Origin of the sequence: Enterobacter sp. BRE11, assembly GCF_031844285.1 — a bacterium.
Classification (GTDB): domain Bacteria; phylum Pseudomonadota; class Gammaproteobacteria; order Enterobacterales; family Enterobacteriaceae; genus Pantoea.
In genome coordinates this window covers 125,104-142,777 of sequence record NZ_JAUZUX010000011.1, presented here as the reverse complement: position 1 = coordinate 142,777, position 17,674 = coordinate 125,104, and the positions used below count along the sequence as shown (strand labels likewise).

24 protein-coding genes are annotated in these 17,674 nt (G+C 57.2%); 13 read left to right on the top strand and 11 right to left on the bottom strand.

Features of this window, described 5'->3' with window-relative positions:
* Positions 1-14: 14 nt before the first annotated feature.
* From cgtA to rplU, 3 genes are all read right to left on the bottom strand, one after another.
* Positions 15-1,187, bottom strand: a complete 1,173-nt coding sequence (cgtA, locus tag Q9R34_RS13665; protein ID WP_434124279.1) for an Obg family GTPase CgtA — start codon at positions 1,185-1,187, stop codon at positions 15-17.
* A gap of 230 nt (positions 1,188-1,417) precedes the next feature.
* Positions 1,418-1,675: a 50S ribosomal protein L27 gene (gene rpmA / locus Q9R34_RS13660; protein WP_006121751.1), complete on the bottom strand. Its 258-nt coding sequence runs from the start codon at positions 1,673-1,675 to the stop codon at positions 1,418-1,420.
* A 15-nt stretch (positions 1,676-1,690) separates the two neighbouring features.
* On the bottom strand, positions 1,691-2,002 hold the full coding sequence (gene rplU / locus Q9R34_RS13655; protein WP_033749281.1) for a 50S ribosomal protein L21: 312 nt from the start codon (positions 2,000-2,002) through the stop codon (positions 1,691-1,693).
* Between the two features lie 256 nt (positions 2,003-2,258).
* Between rplU and ispB the strand changes: the two genes are divergently transcribed.
* Together ispB and Q9R34_RS13645 are read left to right on the top strand one after the other, a co-directional pair.
* Positions 2,259-3,230, top strand: coding sequence for an octaprenyl diphosphate synthase (ispB, locus tag Q9R34_RS13650; protein WP_033749280.1), 972 nt, complete (start codon positions 2,259-2,261; stop codon positions 3,228-3,230).
* 249 nt (positions 3,231-3,479) lie between these two features.
* A complete protein-coding gene (locus Q9R34_RS13645) occupies positions 3,480-3,782 on the top strand; it encodes a helix-turn-helix domain-containing protein (protein WP_434124278.1) in 303 nt (100 codons plus the stop codon).
* A gap of 64 nt (positions 3,783-3,846) precedes the next feature.
* Here Q9R34_RS13645 and murA read toward each other — a convergent pair whose 3' ends face one another.
* The 7 genes from murA to mlaF form a co-directional block, all read right to left on the bottom strand.
* Positions 3,847-5,106: a UDP-N-acetylglucosamine 1-carboxyvinyltransferase gene (gene murA, locus Q9R34_RS13640; RefSeq protein ID WP_434124277.1), complete on the bottom strand. Its 1,260-nt coding sequence runs from the start codon at positions 5,104-5,106 to the stop codon at positions 3,847-3,849.
* A gap of 66 nt (positions 5,107-5,172) precedes the next feature.
* Positions 5,173-5,430 (bottom strand): BolA family iron metabolism protein IbaG, encoded by a 258-nt coding sequence (gene ibaG / locus Q9R34_RS13635; protein ID WP_033749277.1) that lies wholly within the window; start codon positions 5,428-5,430, stop codon positions 5,173-5,175.
* Between the two features lie 115 nt (positions 5,431-5,545).
* Positions 5,546-5,851 (bottom strand): lipid asymmetry maintenance protein MlaB, encoded by a 306-nt coding sequence (gene mlaB / locus Q9R34_RS13630; RefSeq protein ID WP_033749276.1) that lies wholly within the window; start codon positions 5,849-5,851, stop codon positions 5,546-5,548.
* Positions 5,852-5,853: 2 nt separating this feature from the next.
* On the bottom strand, positions 5,854-6,486 hold the full coding sequence (gene mlaC / locus Q9R34_RS13625; RefSeq protein ID WP_434124276.1) for a phospholipid-binding protein MlaC: 633 nt from the start codon (positions 6,484-6,486) through the stop codon (positions 5,854-5,856).
* A gap of 13 nt (positions 6,487-6,499) precedes the next feature.
* Positions 6,500-7,042, bottom strand: a complete 543-nt coding sequence (gene mlaD / locus Q9R34_RS13620; RefSeq protein WP_434124275.1) for an outer membrane lipid asymmetry maintenance protein MlaD — start codon at positions 7,040-7,042, stop codon at positions 6,500-6,502.
* A 4-nt stretch (positions 7,043-7,046) separates the two neighbouring features.
* Positions 7,047-7,829, bottom strand: coding sequence for a lipid asymmetry maintenance ABC transporter permease subunit MlaE (mlaE, locus tag Q9R34_RS13615; protein ID WP_033749272.1), 783 nt, complete (start codon positions 7,827-7,829; stop codon positions 7,047-7,049).
* A 4-nt stretch (positions 7,830-7,833) separates the two neighbouring features.
* Positions 7,834-8,649 carry a phospholipid ABC transporter ATP-binding protein MlaF gene (mlaF, locus tag Q9R34_RS13610; RefSeq protein ID WP_033749271.1) on the bottom strand — a complete coding sequence of 272 codons (816 nt, stop codon included), beginning with the start codon at positions 8,647-8,649 and terminating at the stop codon, positions 7,834-7,836.
* Positions 8,650-8,874: 225 nt separating this feature from the next.
* Here mlaF and Q9R34_RS13605 point away from each other — a divergent pair, with 225 nt between their 5' ends.
* The 11 genes from Q9R34_RS13605 (at position 8,875) to npr (ending at position 16,866) form a co-directional block, all read left to right on the top strand.
* Positions 8,875-9,855: a calcium/sodium antiporter gene (locus Q9R34_RS13605; RefSeq protein ID WP_485894365.1), complete on the top strand. Its 981-nt coding sequence runs from the start codon at positions 8,875-8,877 to the stop codon at positions 9,853-9,855.
* A 17-nt stretch (positions 9,856-9,872) separates the two neighbouring features.
* Complete coding sequence (kdsD, locus tag Q9R34_RS13600; RefSeq protein ID WP_485894363.1) at positions 9,873-10,859, top strand: arabinose-5-phosphate isomerase KdsD; 987 nt, start codon at positions 9,873-9,875, stop codon at positions 10,857-10,859.
* Positions 10,860-10,872: 13 nt separating this feature from the next.
* The gene (gene kdsC / locus Q9R34_RS13595) at positions 10,873-11,439 is read left to right on the top strand and encodes a 3-deoxy-manno-octulosonate-8-phosphatase KdsC (protein ID WP_434124271.1); all 567 of its coding nucleotides are present in this window, start codon (positions 10,873-10,875) and stop codon (positions 11,437-11,439) included.
* Positions 11,436-12,014, top strand: a complete 579-nt coding sequence (lptC, locus tag Q9R34_RS13590) for an LPS export ABC transporter periplasmic protein LptC (protein WP_434124270.1) — start codon at positions 11,436-11,438, stop codon at positions 12,012-12,014. Before kdsC ends, lptC begins: the two co-directional genes overlap by 4 nt.
* Positions 11,983-12,531, top strand: a complete 549-nt coding sequence (lptA, locus tag Q9R34_RS13585; RefSeq protein ID WP_033749266.1) for a lipopolysaccharide ABC transporter substrate-binding protein LptA — start codon at positions 11,983-11,985, stop codon at positions 12,529-12,531. Before lptC ends, lptA begins: the two co-directional genes overlap by 32 nt.
* A 5-nt stretch (positions 12,532-12,536) precedes the next feature.
* On the top strand, positions 12,537-13,262 hold the full coding sequence (gene lptB / locus Q9R34_RS13580) for an LPS export ABC transporter ATP-binding protein (protein ID WP_485894360.1): 726 nt from the start codon (positions 12,537-12,539) through the stop codon (positions 13,260-13,262).
* A 47-nt stretch (positions 13,263-13,309) separates the two neighbouring features.
* Entirely contained in the window at positions 13,310-14,743 is a 1,434-nt protein-coding gene (gene rpoN, locus Q9R34_RS13575; protein WP_485894358.1) for an RNA polymerase factor sigma-54, read from the top strand.
* 21 nt (positions 14,744-14,764) lie between these two features.
* Positions 14,765-15,052, top strand: coding sequence for a ribosome hibernation promoting factor (gene hpf / locus Q9R34_RS13570; protein ID WP_485894356.1), 288 nt, complete (start codon positions 14,765-14,767; stop codon positions 15,050-15,052).
* Positions 15,053-15,208: 156 nt separating this feature from the next.
* The gene (gene ptsN, locus Q9R34_RS13565) at positions 15,209-15,688 is read left to right on the top strand and encodes a PTS IIA-like nitrogen regulatory protein PtsN (RefSeq protein WP_033749262.1); all 480 of its coding nucleotides are present in this window, start codon (positions 15,209-15,211) and stop codon (positions 15,686-15,688) included.
* Positions 15,689-15,742: 54 nt separating this feature from the next.
* Complete coding sequence (gene rapZ / locus Q9R34_RS13560) at positions 15,743-16,597, top strand: RNase adapter RapZ (protein WP_485894354.1); 855 nt, start codon at positions 15,743-15,745, stop codon at positions 16,595-16,597.
* Positions 16,594-16,866, top strand: a complete 273-nt coding sequence (npr, locus tag Q9R34_RS13555) for a PTS phosphocarrier protein NPr (RefSeq protein WP_434124268.1) — start codon at positions 16,594-16,596, stop codon at positions 16,864-16,866. The genes rapZ and npr overlap by 4 nt, the downstream gene beginning before the upstream one ends.
* A 3-nt stretch (positions 16,867-16,869) precedes the next feature.
* On the opposite strand, the gene mtgA is transcribed toward npr, so the two are convergent.
* Entirely contained in the window at positions 16,870-17,589 is a 720-nt protein-coding gene (gene mtgA, locus Q9R34_RS13550; RefSeq protein ID WP_434124266.1) for a monofunctional biosynthetic peptidoglycan transglycosylase, read from the bottom strand.
* Between the last annotated feature and the right edge of the window lie 85 nt (positions 17,590-17,674).

Below are 17,674 nucleotides of genomic sequence, written 5' to 3'. Positions count from 1 at the left end.
CCTTTTTTCTGGCATTAACGCTGGTAGATGATTTCGACGCCTTCGTCGTCATCTTCGTCCCAGTCGTCATCCCACTCTTCATCTTCTTCTTCAACCACGTTTTCCATCGCTTCACGGTGATAGTCATCCCACATGAACTCGACTTTCTCGGGTTTCTTCTCTTCTTCTTCCGCTTCTTTCGGGTTGGCGTTGATGAAGCTCATCACGTCCCAGCAGAGATCCTGCACGCCCTGACGGCTTGCGGCGGAGATAAGATAGTATTTCTCTTCCCAGCCCAGCGCTTCGGCAATCGCTTTAGCGCGCGTCTGCGCTTCCTCTTCGCCAATCACGTCGATTTTATTGAACACCAGCCAGCGCGGCTTGTTGAACAGCTTGTCGCTGTACTTCTCCAGCTCGCCGAGGATGATGCGGGCGTTTTCCACCGGATCGGACTCGTCGATCGGCGCGATGTCGATCAGGTGCAGCAGCACGCGGCAGCGCTCGAGGTGCTTGAGGAAGCGAATACCGAGGCCAGCACCATCGGCAGCGCCTTCAATCAGGCCCGGAATGTCAGCAACGACGAAGCTCTGCTCGCTGTCCATACGTACCACGCCCAGGCTTGGCACCAGCGTGGTGAACGGATAATCCGCCACTTTCGGCTTGGCCGCAGAGACGGCGCGGATAAAGGTCGATTTGCCGGCGTTCGGCAGGCCCAGCATGCCAACGTCGGCCAGCAGCATCAGCTCCAGCTGCAAATCGCGCTTCTCGCCCGGCGTGCCCATGGTTTTCTGACGCGGGGTACGGTTTACCGAGGATTTAAAGCGCGTATTGCCCAGGCCGTGCCAGCCGCCTTTAGCGACCATCAGCTTCTGCTCATGGCGCGTCATATCGCCCAGCGTTTCGCCGGTGCCCTGGTCGATCACGCGGGTGCCGACCGGCACCTTAACGATAATGTCCTGACCGCGTTTGCCGGTACAGTCGCGGCTCTGGCCGTTCTGACCGCGCTCGGCGCGGAAGGACTTCTCAAAACGGTAGTCAATCAGGGTATTCAGGTTCTCGTCGGCAACCAGATAGACATCACCGCCGTCACCGCCGTCACCGCCGTCCGGACCGCCTTTCGGAATATATTTTTCACGGCGGAAGCTGACGCAGCCATTGCCGCCATCGCCGGCAACCACCAGGATTGTCGCTTCATCAACAAACTTCATTTTCTTTCTCCGTCACACAATCGCCCGCGCGCCCCTACAGGGCTGCGAACGGGTCCGCCAGGGTCTGTCTGCGCCGACCGGCGGCGGATAAATCAGGACTGATTTACATCAGGCGTACATAAAGTGTACAGCAATACAGAACGACAGGTCGCAGAATGTAAAAAGCCCCGCAATGGCTGCGGGGCTTTTATTCGTGCGTTCAGACAGTCGCTGTCTGCGTCACGACAACCTTACTCAGCAACGATGCTGATGTATTTACGGTTGTTCGGACCTTTCACTTCGAATTTAACTTTGCCGTCTGCGGTAGCGAACAGGGTGTGGTCACGACCACAACCTACGTTGTTACCGGCGTGGAACTTGGTGCCACGCTGACGAACGATGATGCTACCTGCCAGAACAGATTCGCCACCGAAACGTTTTACACCCAGACGTTTTGCATTGGAGTCACGACCGTTACGAGTCGAGCCACCAGCCTTTTTATGTGCCATTTGTCAGATCTCCTCTTAAGCGCTGATGCCAGTAATTTTCACATCAGTGAACCACTGACGGTGGCCAGCCTGCTTACGGTAGTGCTTACGACGACGAAACTTAACGATTTTAACTTTCTCGCCACGACCGTGAGCAACGATTTCAGCTTTGATAACGCCGCCTGAAACCAGTGGCGCGCCGATTTTCACGTCTTCGCCATTTGCGATCATCAGCACCTGGTCAAACTCAATGGTTTCACCGGTTGCGATGTCCAGCTTTTCCAGGCGAACGGTCTGACCTTCGCTTACTCGGTGTTGTTTACCACCACTTTGGAAAACCGCGTACATATAAAACTCCGCTTCTGCGCATGCCTTTCGTTCATCAGGCGGCGCGATAAATATTCACAATAGGGCGCGAATTCTACGCAAATCTCCAGCAGAAGACAAGAGCACTTTGCACTCTCTTGCAGAAAAAAAACACAGGCCGATCGCAAACGTTTCTCATCCGGAAAATTCAAGTACAATCAGTAACAGATTACCTGAACTCAGGCTGGTTAAAGCACGTACCATGAGCCGTTGAAACGAGTCAAAGCTGAACAGACGAATGAACTTAGAACAAATTAATGAATTAACCGCGCAGGATATGGCGGCCGTCAACCAGACCATCCTCGACCAGCTGAATTCCGAGGTCTCGCTGATTAATCAGCTTGGCTATTACATCATCAGCGGCGGCGGCAAGCGCATCCGTCCGATGATCGCCGTGCTTTCGGCACGCGCGCTCGGCTACCAGGGCGAGCTGCACGTCATTAACGCGGCGCTGATCGAATTTATCCACACTGCGACGCTGCTGCATGACGACGTGGTGGATGAATCCGATATGCGTCGCGGCAAAGCGACCGCTAATGCGGCGTTCGGCAATGCGGCCAGCGTGCTGGTCGGCGACTTTATCTATACGCGCGCCTTCCAGATGATGACCAGCATGGGCTCGTTGCGTATTCTGGCGCTGATGTCCGAAGCGGTGAACGTGATAGCTGAAGGCGAGGTGCTGCAGCTGATGAACGTCAACGATCCGGACATCACTGAAGAGAGCTATATGCGCGTAATTTACAGCAAAACCGCGCGTTTGTTCGAAGCCGCTTCGCAGGCATCCGCTATTCTCGCCGACGCCACGCCGGCACAGGAGAAAGCGATGCAGGATTACGGACGCTTTCTCGGCACCGCTTTCCAGTTAATCGACGATCTGCTCGACTACAGCGCCGACGGCGCCACGCTGGGCAAAAATACCGGCGACGATCTCAGCGAAGGCAAACCGACGCTGCCGCTGCTGCATGCGATGCATAACGGCACGCCGGAACAGACAAAGATGATCCGCGAGGCGATCGAACAGGGCAACGGCCGTCACCTGCTCGAACCGGTGCTCGCCGCCATGCAGCAGTGCGGTTCGCTGGAATGGACCCGAAAGCGCGCCGAGCAGGAAGCGGATAAGGCTATTGCGGCGCTCAGCGCACTGCCGGAATCGCCCTGGCGCAGCGCGCTCGAAGCGCTGGCGCATATGTCTGTCCAGCGCGATTTCTGACTTCCCTTCGGAGCTGCCGCCGCAGCTCCGCTGTTTCCCCCTTCCCGCTTCACTTTTTTCCGAAAATGCATCACTGCTGTTGCCGCGCTTTTGCGTCAAGGCGCTCACTTCTCGCGACTGGCCCAAAAATTACTGGAAACAACAAGAAACTTTCTGGTATAAAAATTCCACAACATTCCAGATAAGAGAAAAGAGCACGGTCCCTCACTGCACTGGGAATATTCACGCAAGGAACAAGGAGAATGCGATATGCAAAAAAGGAGTGAAGACTGGCATCCAGCCGATGTGATTGCTGCGCTGCGCAGACGCGGCACGACGCTGGCGGCGTTGTCACGCCAGGCGGGCTTGAGTTCATCTACGCTGGCCAATGCCCTTTCGCGTCCCTGGCCGAAAGGAGAGTGGCTAATTGCGGAGGCAATTGACGTCCATCCCGCCGAGATCTGGCCAAGCCGCTACTACGATCCGCACACCCATCTGCTGCTGGATCGCAAAAAGCGTATTCGATCCCCCGCCGGAGACGAGAAGCGCAAGCAGGATCCCGCCAGCGCCTGAGGATCGAACAGGCAAAAAAAAACCAGCCGCGCTGCCGTGGCTGGTTTTTTTATTCGCGCGGCGTTTACTCAGCGCTTACGCGTTCAATCTGCGCGCCCATCGCCTTCAGTTTATCTTCGATGTGCTCATAGCCGCGATCGATATGGTATATGCGATCCACCAGCGTCGTGCCTTCGGCGATGCAGCCTGCCAGCACCAGGCTCGCCGACGCCCGCAGATCGGTTGCCATCACCTGCGCGCCGGAAAGTTTTTCCACGCCGTGGCAGATGGCGGTATTGCTCTCAATTTCCGCGTGCGCGCCCATACGGATCAGCTCGGGAATATGCATAAAGCGGTTTTCGAAAATGGTTTCGGTGATGACGCCCGTGCCTTCCGCTACCAGGTTAAGCAGGGTGAACTGCGCCTGCATGTCAGTCGGGAAGCCCGGGTGCGGCGCCGTACGTACGTTGACCGCTTTAGGGCGTTTGCCGTGCATATCCAGGCTAATCCAGTCGTCGCCGGTTTCGATGTCGGCGCCCGCATCGCGCAGCTTCGCCAGAACGGCGTCCAGCGTATCCGGCTGGGTGTTGTGACAGAGCACTTTGCCGCCTGAGATGGCTGCCGCCACCAGGAAAGTGCCGGTTTCGATGCGGTCCGGCAGGACGCGATAGACGCCGCCGCCCAGGCGTTCAACGCCTTCAATGGTGATCTTGTCGGTGCCTGCGCCGCTGATCTTCGCGCCCAGCGTAATCAGGAAGTTGGCCGTATCGACAATTTCCGGCTCGCGCGCCGCGTTCTCGATAATGGTGACGCCGGTAGCCAGCGTCGCCGCGCTCATGATGGTCACGGTCGCGCCTACGCTCACTTTATCCATCACGATATGCGCGCCTTTCAGGCGGCCGTCGACAGAGGCCTTAACGTAGCCCTCTTCCAGCTTGATTTCAGCGCCCAGCTGCTCCAGGCCCGTAATATGCAGGTCGACCGGACGCGCGCCGATGGCGCAGCCGCCCGGCAGAGAGACCTGGCCCTGGCCGAAGCGCGCGACCAGCGGACCGAGCGCCCAGATAGAAGCGCGCATGGTTTTCACTAATTCGTACGGCGCGCAGAAAATATCGACCTTGCTGGCGTCGACGTGGACGGAGCCGTTGCGCTCAACCTTCGCACCCAGCTGGCTTAGCAGCTTCATTGTGGTATCGATATCGCGCAGCTTCGGCACGTTCTGGATCTCGACCGGCTCTTCAGCCAGCAGCGCAGCAAACAGAATCGGCAGTGCGGCATTTTTCGCCCCGGAAATGGTGACTTCACCACTCAGGCGGGTGGGGCCTTGCACACGAAATTTGTCCATTAACACGGCTCTCAATTAACTAAAGACGGGAAGAGCTCGCCAGCGGCGAGCGCCCATGATGAAGGCTCAAAAACCGTTAAGTTTACGGTCGCGCGCCCATTCAGCAGGGGTATAAGTTTTAATGGAGACGGCATGAATGCGGTTGTCGGCGATATATTCCATCAGCGGCGCGTAAACGGCCTGCTGTTTTTTCACGCGGCTCAGCTCGCCAAACATTTCACCTACGGCAATGACCTGAAAGTGGCTGCCATCGTTGCTCATCACATGGACTTCGTCCAGCGGCAGCGCTTTCATCAGCACGGCCTGAATTTCACTGTTTTCCATTGCTCATTACTTAAGTTGTAAAGAATAAAGGGTGACATCTTAGAGGAAAGCGGCGGACTCTTAAACATGCAAAAGCCCCTGCCAGAAACAGGGGCTTAAGAGTGTGAGAAAGCGGTCAGCTGCTTTTTTCCGCAGAAACAATAATCTGCTGAAGATTGTAGAGAGTAATCAGCGACTGCAATTTCTCGCTGATGCCGCTAAAACGCGGCGTGACGCCCTGAGCGCGGGCGATTTCGCGCAGGTGCACCAGCAACGCCAGACCGGCTGAGTCGACGCGCGCCAGTCCGGAAACGTCGATAATCTCTGCTTTGTCGATTAGCGTGTCGCGCTGCTGCCAGAGCGCCAGCAGCGTATCGCGGTTCAGTTCGCCGTACAGCGACAGCGTGCTGGCGTCACGCTGCCAGCGTAATGACTCATGCATCGTTACTGTTTATCCAGCGTAATCGGCTGTGCCGCAGAGCTTTTCAGCTGTGCTGTCAGGCCATCAATGCCTTTGGTACGCAGCAAGTCGCCCCACTCGTTCTGTTTAGTGGTGATCATGCTGACGCCTTCCGCCACCATGTCATACGCCTGCCAGTTGCCACTCTGGCTGTTTTTACGCCACTGAAAATCCAGGCGAACAGGCGGACGACCGTTGGGGTCCACGATGGTGACGCGAATCGCAACGATATTCTTGCCGTCGAGCGGCTGCTCCGGCTGAATCTGGTAAGTCTGACCGTGATAAAGCGCCAGCGCCTGGCCGTAAGCCTGAGCCAGATAGTCGCCAAATGCGGCGAAATAGGCATCGCGCTGCGCTGGCGTCGCCTCACGATAGTAGCGGCCCAGCACCAGCGCGCCGGCGTACTTGATTTGCACATAGGGCAGCAGCTCCTGACGAACGATATCGCGCAGGTAATTAGGATTCTGCTTGATTTTTGGCTGCTCGTTTTTAAGACGCGTAAAGGTCTTGGCCGCCGCCTCATTCATCAGCTTGTAAGGATTGCTTTGGTCGACGGCATTTGCCGTGGCCAGCGGCGCAACCACCAGCATGGCAATCATCAGGAAACGTTTAAACATCGTTTTTTACCTCTCAGGGTTGAGCCGGGGCAGCAGGCGCGCTCTCGTCGCCCTGCGTACCCTTGTTATCCGCATCGTTTTTCTTGTCACCGCTCTTGTACAGGAACTGACCTATCAGGTCCTCCAGTACCATTGCCGATTTGGTATCGCGCAGCGTGTCGCCGTCTTTCAACATCGCCGAGCCCAGCTCGGGATCGTCAAAGCCCAGATTCAACGCTAAAAACTGCTCGCCGAGTAAGCCCTGTGTGCGGATCGCCAGCGAGCTGGTATCGGAAATCTTGTCGGCGTACTCGTCGCTGATCGCCATGGTGACGCGCGGTAACAGCGTTTTAGGTTCCAGGGAGATATCAGTGACGCGGCCGATCACCACGCCGCCGATTTTAACCGGCGAGCTGACTTTCAGGCCGCCGATATTATCGAAGGTAGCGTAAAGCTGCCAGGTCGGCTGCGTGCCGAGCGACTTAAGATCCGCCACGCGCAGGCAGAGAAACAGCATCGCCACCAGCGCCAGAAGCATAAACACGCCAACCCAAATTTCGCTTTTTTTGCTTTGCATTGCATTAGTTCCCAAACATCAGTGCTGTCAGCACAAAATCCAGACCGAGTACCGCCAGCGAGGCGTGCACCACGGTGCGCGTCGTCGCGCGGCTAATCCCTTCAGAGGTCGGAATCGCGTCGTAACCGTTAAACAGCGCGATCCAGGTGACCGTCACGGCAAAAACGGCGCTTTTAATAATGCAGTTGATGACGTCAGTACGAAAATCGACCGCGTTTTGCATCGCCGACCAGAAAAAGCCGGGATCGATGCCTTTCCAGCTCACGCCGACCAGCGCACCGCCAGCGATGCCGACGGCGGTAAAAATTAGCGTCAGAAGCGGCATGCTGATAAAGCCCGCCCAGAAGCGCGGCGAGACAACGCGGCGCAGCGGATCGACCGCCATCATCTCCATACTGGAGAGCTGTTCGGTCGCCTTCATCAGGCCAATCTCCGCCGTCAACGCCGATCCGGCGCGGCCGGCGAACAGCAGCGCGGTCACTACCGGTCCCAGCTCGCGCAGCAGCGACAGCGCCACCAGCATGCCGAGACTGGTTTCCGCGCTGTAGGTGGTCAGCACCAGATAGCCCTGCAGCCCCAGCACCATGCCAATAAACAGCCCGGACACGACGATAATCAACAGCGATAAGACGCCGACGCTGTAAAGCTGTTTGATCAGCAGCGGCGTGTGTTTACGAAAGGCGGGTTTCCCTACCAGCGCGTGAAACAGCATTAAACCTGCCCGACCAAAGGTGGAGCAGGTATTGATTCCCCGGCGTCCTAATGACGCCAGCGCCTTTAACAACATTGGCTTACACTCTCCCTGAGCCGGTTAAGTCGGCAAGATAGTCCCCGGCGGCAAACCGGAACGGGACAGGTCCGTCCGCGATCCCATCCAGAAACTGACGCACGCGCGGGTCAGGGTTTTGCCGCAGCTCCGGTGTACTGCCCTGCGCAATGATTTTCTGGCCTGCCACAATATAGGCTCTGTCGGCGATGCTGAGCACCTCTGGCACATCGTGCGATACCACAATGCAGGTCAGGCCCAGCGAATGGTTGAGCTCGTCGATCAGCTTGACCAGCACGCCCATGGTAATGGGATCCTGGCCAACAAACGGTTCGTCAAACATGATGAGCTCCGGCTCAAGCGCGATAGCGCGCGCCAGCGCGGCACGCCGCGCCATGCCGCCAGAGAGTTCTGCCGGCTTCAGCTGCGCCGCGCCGCGCAGTCCTACCGCTTCCAGCTTCATCATCACCGTGCTGTGCAGCAGCGCCGCGGGCAGTTGCGTATGCTCGCGCAATGGCCAGGCCACATTTTCATATACCGTCAGGTCGGTGAACAGCGCGCCGGACTGGAACAGCATGCTCATCTTTTTGCGGGTTTCGTAAAGCTTCGCGCGGGACAGGCTGGGAATATTTTCACCACGAAACCAGATTTCCCCCCGATCGGGCTGCAGCTGGCCGCCAATCAGGCGCAGCAGCGTCGTTTTGCCTATGCCCGACGGCCCCATAATGGCCGTTACTTTTCCCTTTGGCACCGTCAGCGAAATATCGTCGAAAATCGGACGATCGCCGCGTGTAAAACTGACGCCACGAACCTCAACCAGGTTCGTTTCCTGTTGGTCCATTATTACCTCTTCTGTGGATCGGGCGTTATAAAGCCTACGATGGTAGCCTGTAATGCGCCAGTGCACGATAGCATTACAGAAACTTACCGCCTTCATTTGGCGAAAGCGGGCATAAAATTTACTTTTGCCGCTCAGACGGTCAAAATCAGCGCCTGTTTCTGATAACAGAAGCTGAAACCTGCCGCACAAGACGTGACGGCAACGCCTTTCATCCAAGGATTTTCCATGTTCGTAGCCGCTGCCCTGATGATCGTTGGTTTGATTTTACTGGCTTATGGCGCCGATCGCCTGGTGTTTAGCGCCGCGATACTGTGTCGATCCTTTGGTATCCCGCCGCTGATTATCGGCATGACGGTCGTCAGTATCGGCACCTCGCTACCGGAGATGATCCTCTCTTTTTCGGCGGCGCAGCATGGCCAGATGGATCTCGCCGTTGGCACCGCGCTGGGTTCCAATATTACCAATATTTTACTGATCCTTGGCGGCGCGGCGCTACTGCACCCTCTGAATATCTACTCCAATCTGATCCGGCGCGAGCTGCCGCTGATGCTGCTGGTTTCGCTGCTCAGCGGCCTGATGCTGTTCGATAACTATCTGAGCCGCCTTGACGGCCTCGGCCTGATCGCCATCGCCATCGCCTATTTGCTGGTGGCAATCCGCTTCGCGCGCCGCGCCGAGCGGGACAATAGCGATACCCTGACACGCGAACAGCTCGCGGAGCTGCCGCGCGAAGAGAGCGGCAACACGGTAGCCTTTCTCTGGCTGGCGGTCGCGCTGATTATTTTGCCCATGGCGACGCGCATGGTAATCGACAACGCCACCGCCTTTGCCGATTATTTCGGCGTCAGCGAGCTGGTAATGGGCGCCACGCTGATCGCAGTAGGCACCAGCCTGCCGGAGCTGGCGACGGTGCTGGCGGGCGCGCTGAAAGGCGAGGACGATATCGCTATTGGCAATCTTATCGGCGCCAACATTTATAATATCGCCATCGTGCTGGGCTTACCGGCGCTGATCAATCCCGGTAGCGTGGACGAGCACGCCTTTGCGCGCGATTACTGGGTCATGCTGGCCGTCAGCGCGCTGTTCGCCCTGCTCTGCCTGCAGCGCCGCCGTCGCATTGGCCGCGTCGCAGGCGCTTTCTTACTCTGTGGTTTCATCGTCTGGGGCGCGCTCTTATGGGTTCAGCCCGCCTTCCTCGACGGATAACAAAGGACAGGTTTGCCATGTCAACTCAGCTTTCTAACGCGAATTTCGACTTTCAGACGGCGGGAAAAGCGGTACTGCGCATCGAGCGTGAAGGTCTGGAGCAGCTGGACCAGTATATTAATGACGACTTTACCCGCGCCTGCGAGATGATCTATCGCTGCCAGGGCAAAGTGGTCGTCATGGGCATGGGCAAGTCGGGCCATATCGGCAAGAAGATGGCCGCCACCTTCGCCAGTACCGGTACCCCCGCCTTTTTCGTGCATCCCGGCGAAGCCAGCCACGGCGACCTGGGGATGGTCGGCCGCAACGATGTGGTGCTCGCTATCTCAAACAGCGGCGAGTCCAACGAGATTCTGGCGCTGATCCCGGTGCTGAAGCGTCAGCATGTGCCGCTTATCTGCCTTACCGGCCGCTCCGAGAGCGCCATGGGCCGCGCCGCCGATGTGCATCTGTGCGTAAAAGTCCCCCAGGAAGCTTGCCCGCTCGGGCTCGCCCCAACCAGCAGTACCACGGCGACGCTGGTCATGGGCGATGCGCTGGCGGTGGCGCTGCTGGAAGCGCGCGGTTTTACCGCGGAAGATTTCGCGCTGTCGCATCCAGGCGGCGCGCTGGGCCGCAAATTGCTGCTGCACGTCAGCGACATCATGCATAGCGGCGACGAAATCCCGCACGTGACGCGCGACGCCTCGCTGCGCGACGCGCTGCTGGAGATTACGCGTAAAAATTTAGGGCTGACGGTTATTGTCGACGATCTCATGAAGATCGAAGGCATTTTTACCGACGGTGACCTGCGCCGCATTTTCGATATGGGCATCGACTTTCAGAAGGCCACTATTTCGGAAGTGATGACGCGCGGCGGCATTCGGGTGCGCCCTAATATGCTGGCGGTCGAAGCGCTGAACCTGATGCAAAACAAAAACATTACCGCTGTGCTGGTGGCCGATGACGATCGTCTGCTCGGTGTGGTACATATGCATGACATGCTGCGCGCTGGCGTAGTCTGAACAGGAAATAAGAATGTCGGTAAATACTCCCCTGGTAGAAACCTGCTACGGCCCGGTCAGCGCGGAGGTGATGGCGCGCGCCGGTCAAATCCGCCTTCTGATTTGCGACGTCGACGGCGTGATGTCCGACGGCGTGATCTATATGGGTAATAACGGCGAAGAGCTGAAGGCTTTTAACGTGCGCGACGGCTACGGCATCCGCTGTTTGCTAACCTCTGATATAGAGGTGGCGATTATTACCGGACGCAACGCGCGTCTGATGGAGGATCGCTGCAAAACCTTAGGCATTCGTCATCTTTACCAGGGACAGTCCGATAAGCTTTTGGCCTATCGCGAACTTCTGGATAAACTGTCGCTTTCCGATGAGCAGGTCGCCTATATCGGCGATGACCTCATCGACTGGCCGGTGATGGCTCGGGTAGGACTGAGCGTGGCGGTAGCGGATGCGCATCCGGTATTGCTGCCGCGCGCCCATTACGTTACGCACATTGCAGGCGGACGCGGCGCAGTACGCGAACTTTGCGACCTGATTTTAATGGCGCAGAACAAATTTGAGGATGCCAAAGGGCAATCAGTATGAGTAAAAGCAGGCGTTGGATAACGCTGATTCTGGCCTTGATTGCGCTGGTGCTAATCGGCTGGAACCTGACCAGTCAGGATGAAAGCAGCGCGCCGGTCGCCGCTAACGACCAGGAGCCGACCTATACCAGCGCGAATTCGAACACCGTGGTCTACAACCCCCAAGGGGCGCTGGCTTACAAACTGGTGTCCGATAAAGTGACCTATTTCGCGGCGGATGAAGTGAGCTGGTTCGACAAGCCGGTTATGACCACCTACGACGAAAATAAAATGCCGACATGGTCGGTGCGCGCCGATAAAGCCAAATTAACCAAAGATCGTATGCTTTATCTGTATGGCCACGTCGAGGTGAATACCCTGACGCAGGATTCACAGCTGCAGCGCATCAAAACGGACAACGCGCAGGTCAACCTCATCTCGCAGGACGTGACCTCCGACGATCAGGTTACCTTGTTCGGGCGCGGTTTTAACTCTACCGGCATGAAGATGCGCGGGAATCTACGGACGAAAAACGCCGAGTTGATTGAAAAGGTCAAAACTTATTATGAAATTCAAAATGCACAACAACAGCCTTAAGTTTTTCCTGGTCGGCGCTCTGCTGGCGGCCAGCTTGCCCGCGCTGGCGGTGACCGGCGACTCGGACAAACCCGTTAACATCGACTCCGAAAACCAGGCACTGGACCTGCAAGGCAATGTGGCGACCTTTACCGGCAACGTCATCGTGACCCAGGGAACGATCAAAATCACCGCCGATAAAGTGGTGGTAACGCGGCCTGGCGGCGACAGCAATAAAACCATCGTGGATGCCTACGGCAATCCTGCCACCTTCTATCAGATGCAGGATAGCGGCAAGCCGGTGCAGGGCCACGCCGCTAAGCTGCACTATGAGCTGGCGAAAGATTTTGTCGAGCTGACCGGCAACGCTTATATCGAGCAGCAGGACAGCAACATCAAAGGCGACCGTATAACCTATCTGGTCAAAGAGCAGAAAATGCAGGCCTACAGCCAGGGTCAGAGCAAGCGCGTCACCACCGTGCTGGTGCCGTCGCAGCTGCAGGACAAGAACGCTAACAGCCCGAAAAAGAGTAACTGATCGCTATGGCCACTTTAATCGCAGAAAATCTGGCGAAGGCGTATAAAGACCGTCGCGTGGTGGAAGATGTCAGCCTGCAGGTGAAATCGGGCGAGATCGTTGGCCTGCTTGGCCCTAACGGCGCGGGCAAGACCACCACCTTCTACATGGTCGTCGGCATCGTACCGCGCGATGCGGGTCGCATCGTGATCGATGAGGATGATATCAGCATCCTGCCGCTGCACGCTCGCGCGCGTCGCGGCATTGGCTATTTGCCGCAGGAGGCGTCGATTTTTCGCCGCCTCAGCGTCTACGACAACCTGATGGCGGTGCTGCAAATTCGCGACGATCTCACTGAAGAGCAGCGTCAGGATCGCGCTAACGAGCTGATGGATGAGTTCCATATCGCCCATCTGCGCGACAGCATGGGTCAGGCGCTGTCGGGCGGCGAGCGCCGCCGCGTCGAGATTGCGCGCGCGCTGGCCGCTAATCCTAAATTTATCCTGCTGGATGAGCCCTTCGCCGGCGTCGATCCCATCTCGGTTATCGATATTAAAAAAATCATTGAGCATCTGCGCGACAGCGGGCTTGGCGTGCTGATTACCGACCATAACGTACGTGAAACCCTGGCGGTTTGCGAACGCGCCTATATCGTCAGCCAGGGGCGTCTTATCGCTCACGGCACGCCGAATGAAATTCTTGAAGATGAGCAGGTTAAACGGGTTTATTTGGGCGAAGAGTTCAGACTCTGATAAGGTGTCGTTAATACGATGTTTGCTTAGGAAATCCCGTCCTGAATATGAAGCAAGGTTTGCAACTCAGGTTCAGCCAACAGCTGGCGATGACTCCGCAGCTGCAGCAGGCCATTCGGCTGCTGCAGCTCTCTACGCTTGAGCTGCAGCAAGAGCTGCAGCTGGCGCTGGAGAGTAATCCGCTGCTGGAACAGGCTGAAATGCATGAAGAGATCGACAGCCGCGACTATCAGGAAGATGAGGTGCTGGACACGCGCGAGGCGCTTGAACAGAAAGAGCTGCCGGACGATTTGCCGCTCGACGCCACCTGGGACGAAATGTATACCGCAGGCACCCCTTCCGGCACCGGTACTGACTATCAGGATGATGAGCTGCCGGTCTATCAGGGCGAAACGACTCAGTCGCTGCAGGATTACCTGATGTGGCAGGTAGATTTAACGCCCTTTACCGATACCGATCGCGCTATCGCCACCTCGATCGTCGACGCCATCGACGATACTGGTTATCTTACCGTTTCGCTTGAGGATATCCTCGACAGCATGGGCGATGAAGAGCTGGCGCTGGATGAGGTCGAGGCGGTGCTGAAGCGTATTCAGCGCTTCGATCCGGTGGGGGTTGGCGCGCGCGATCTGCGCGACTGCCTGCTGGTGCAGCTTTCCCAGTTCGCGCCGACCACGCCGATGCTGGCCGAGGCGCGCCTGATCGTCAGCAATCATCTCGACCTGCTGGCCAACCACGATTTCCGCAGCCTGATGCGCGTCACCCGTTTCAAAGAAGATGTGCTGAAAGAGGCGATGCTGCTGATTCAGTCGCTGGATCCGCGTCCTGGCCAGTCGGTGCAGACCGGCGAGCCGGAATATGTCATTCCCGATGTGCTGGTGCGTAAGGTCGGCAAGCGCTGGACGGTGGATCTCAACGCCGATAGCGTGCCGCGTCTCAGGATCAATCAGCATTACGCCGCTATGGGCGGCGCGGCGCGGAACGACAGCGACAGTCAGTTTATCCGCACTAATCTGCAGGAAGCGCGCTGGCTGATCAAAAGTCTGGAAAGCCGCAACGATACGCTGCTGAAAGTCACGCGCTGCATCGTTGAGCAGCAGCAGGCCTTTTTCGAACAGGGTGAAGAGTTTATGCGTCCTATGGTGCTGGCGGATATCGCCCAGGCCGTGGATATGCATGAGTCCACCATCTCTCGCGTGACCACGCAGAAATACCTGCACAGCCCGCGCGGCATCTTTGAACTTAAATATTTTTTCTCCAGCCATGTGAATACCGAAGGCGGTGGCGAAGCCTCTTCTACGGCGATCCGCGCGCTGGTGAAAAAATTAATCTCGGCGGAGAATCCCGCTAAACCCTTGAGCGACAGCAAGCTCACCACCATGTTATCTGAACAGGGCATTATGGTGGCGCGCCGGACCGTCGCTAAATATCGCGAGTCTTTATCTATCCCGCCCTCCAACCAGCGCAAACAGCTGGTTTGACCGAAATGAGAAGGAAGACCTATGCAGCTAAACCTCACTGGGCAAAACGTTGAAATCACTGAACCACTGCGTGAGTTCATCAATACGAAATTTGCCAAACTGGAACACTACTTCGATCGTATTAATCAGGTTTATATTGTTCTGAAAGTGGAAAAGGTCACTCAGGTTGCAGAGGCGACTTTGCACGTCAACGGCGGCGAGCAGCACGCCACGTCGGAAGCGGAAGATATGTATGCGGCGCTTGACGGACTGGTGGATAAACTCGTCCGTCAGCTCACCCGGCATAAAGACAAACTGAAAAAACACTAACCTTCACGCTTGCAGCGCGCCTGTCGCGCGCTCAGGGCGGTCAGGATGGGGCGGATTTACCGCCCCGTTTTGCCATCTGTGCAAGCGCCACGGGATACCGCGCGGCTGTTTAGCGCGGCAGGCCCGCGGCTCTGTGAACTCGCAAGTGAAACGACAATGAACAACGATCTGACACTGGAACTGAGCACCGTGCTGACGCCGGACTGTACGCGCAGCGGCGTACACTGCCAGAGTAAAAAGCGCGCGCTGGAAATTATCAGCGAGCTGGCAGCGAAGCAGCTTAATCTGCCGCATCAAACGCTGTTTGAAGCGATCCTGACCCGTGAACGCATGGGCAGCACCGGTATCGGCAACGGTATCGCCATTCCGCACGGTAAGCTGGAAGAGGACACGCTGCGCGCCGTCGGTGTTTTTATCAGTCTCGACCAGCCTATCGCATTCGATGCGGTAGATAACCAGCCGGTCGACCTGCTGTTTGCGCTGCTGGTGCCAGCGGATCAGTGCAAAACCCATCTGCACACCCTGTCTCTGGTCGCGAAACGCCTGGCGGATAAGACCGTGTGTCGCCGCCTGCGTGCGGCACAGAGCGATGAAGAACTCTACGCCATTATTACAGAAGCTCCAGAGGAGCAGTAACGCGCGCTGCGCTTTTACCGGCGTGCGCGCTGGTTTAAAACGGGAGAGAAGGTCATGGTGCTGATGATCGTTAGCGGTCGGTCAGGCTCAGGAAAGTCGGTGGCGCTTCGCGCGCTGGAAGATATGGGGTTCTACTGCGTTGATAACCTGCCCGTGGTGCTGCTGCCCGAGCTGGCGAATTCGCTGGTGGAGCGCAATATTTCGGCCGCCGTCAGCATTGATGTGCGCAATATGCCGGAGTCGCCAGAGGTATTCGAACATGCGCTGAACAATCTGCCGGATGACTTTTCGCCGCAGCTGCTGTTTCTGGACGCCGATCGCAATACGCTAATCCGCCGCTATAGCGACACGCGCCGCCTGCACCCGCTCTCCAGCAAAAATCTGTCGCTGGAAAGCGCTATCGATGAAGAGAACGATCTGCTGGAGCCGCTGCGCTCCCGTGCCGATTTAATTATCGATACCTCTGAAATGTCGGTCCACGAGCTGGCCGAGATGCTGCGCACGCGCCTGCTGGGCAAGCGCGAACGCGAACTGACCATGGTATTTGAGTCTTTCGGCTTTAAGCACGGCATCCCCATCGACGCCGACTACGTTTTCGACGTGCGCTTTCTGCCCAACCCGCACTGGGATCCCAAACTGCGGCCGATGACCGGCCTCGATCGCCCGGTGGCGGCGTTTCTCGATCGCCATACTGAAGTACACAACTTTATCTATCAGACGCGCAGCTATCTTGAGCTTTGGCTGCCGATGCTGGAAACCAACAACCGCAGCTATCTGACCGTTGCCATCGGCTGCACCGGCGGTAAACACCGTTCGGTCTATATTGCCGAACAGCTGGCGGATTACTTCCGCTCACGCGGCAAAAACGTGCAGTCACGCCATCGTACGCTGGAAAAACGCAAATCATGACCGTCAAACAAACTGTGGAAATCAAAAATAAGCTGGGCATGCACGCGCGTCCGGCCATGAAGCTGTTTGAGCTGGTACAGAGCTTCGATGCCGACGTGCTGCTGCGTAACGAATCCGGCACCGAGGCGGAGGCCAGCAGCGTCATCGCCCTGCTGATGCTCGACTCGGCGAAAGGCGGCCATATTGAGATTGAAGCCAGCGGCCCGGAAGAGCGTCAGGCGCTGGCTGCCGTCATCGAACTTTTCGAGGCTGGCTTCGACGAAGAGTAAAGGCTAGTTGAGATGATGGCGCTGCAAAAAGCCTTCTCCACCCAGCTGGCGCATCTGGCGCATAATCCACTGCTGACGCTGCCGCACATAGCCTGAGGGGGCGTCAGCGCGAAAACGGATGGGGTTCGGCAGCACCGCCGCCAGCAGCGCCGCTTCCGACAGGGTTAATCGACTGGCAGGCTTGTGAAAATAGCGCTGCGCCGCCGCCTCCACGCCGAAGGTGCCCTGACCGAACTCAGCGATATTCAGATAGACCGTCAGGATGCGACGCTTGGTCCAGACGGTTTCGATGCCGACCGTTAAACCCGCTTCCAGCCCTTTCCGCACCCAACTGCGTCCATCCCAGAGAAAGAGATTTTTCGCCGTTTGCTGCGACAGCGTCGAGGCACCGCGCATTCGCTCGCTTTCGCTGTCCAGCGCCGTTTCAATCGCGTCGACGTCAAAACCCCAGTGCTCGGGAAACTTTTGGTCTTCTGCGGCGATCACCGCCAGCGCCATCCAGGGCGATATGTCGTCATGCCCCGCCCAGTCGGCGTGCGCGACGTAATGAAAATCGCCGCGCAGCCAGGCACCAATTTGCCGTTCCGCCATTACCGCTGAAAACGGCACCGGCAGAAAGGAAAACAGAATAATTCCTGCGACCCAGATACCGACTACAGCGATCGCTGCGCCAGTAACAGCGCGCTTAAGGCGTTGCCAGCGCTTTCCTTTATTCTTGCTCATGCAATCTTCTCTTACCTGTTCCCTGCATTAATCAATTTCCGACGTGATGAAAGCCGCGTCTTGGTCAAAATCGCTGAAGAAGCGC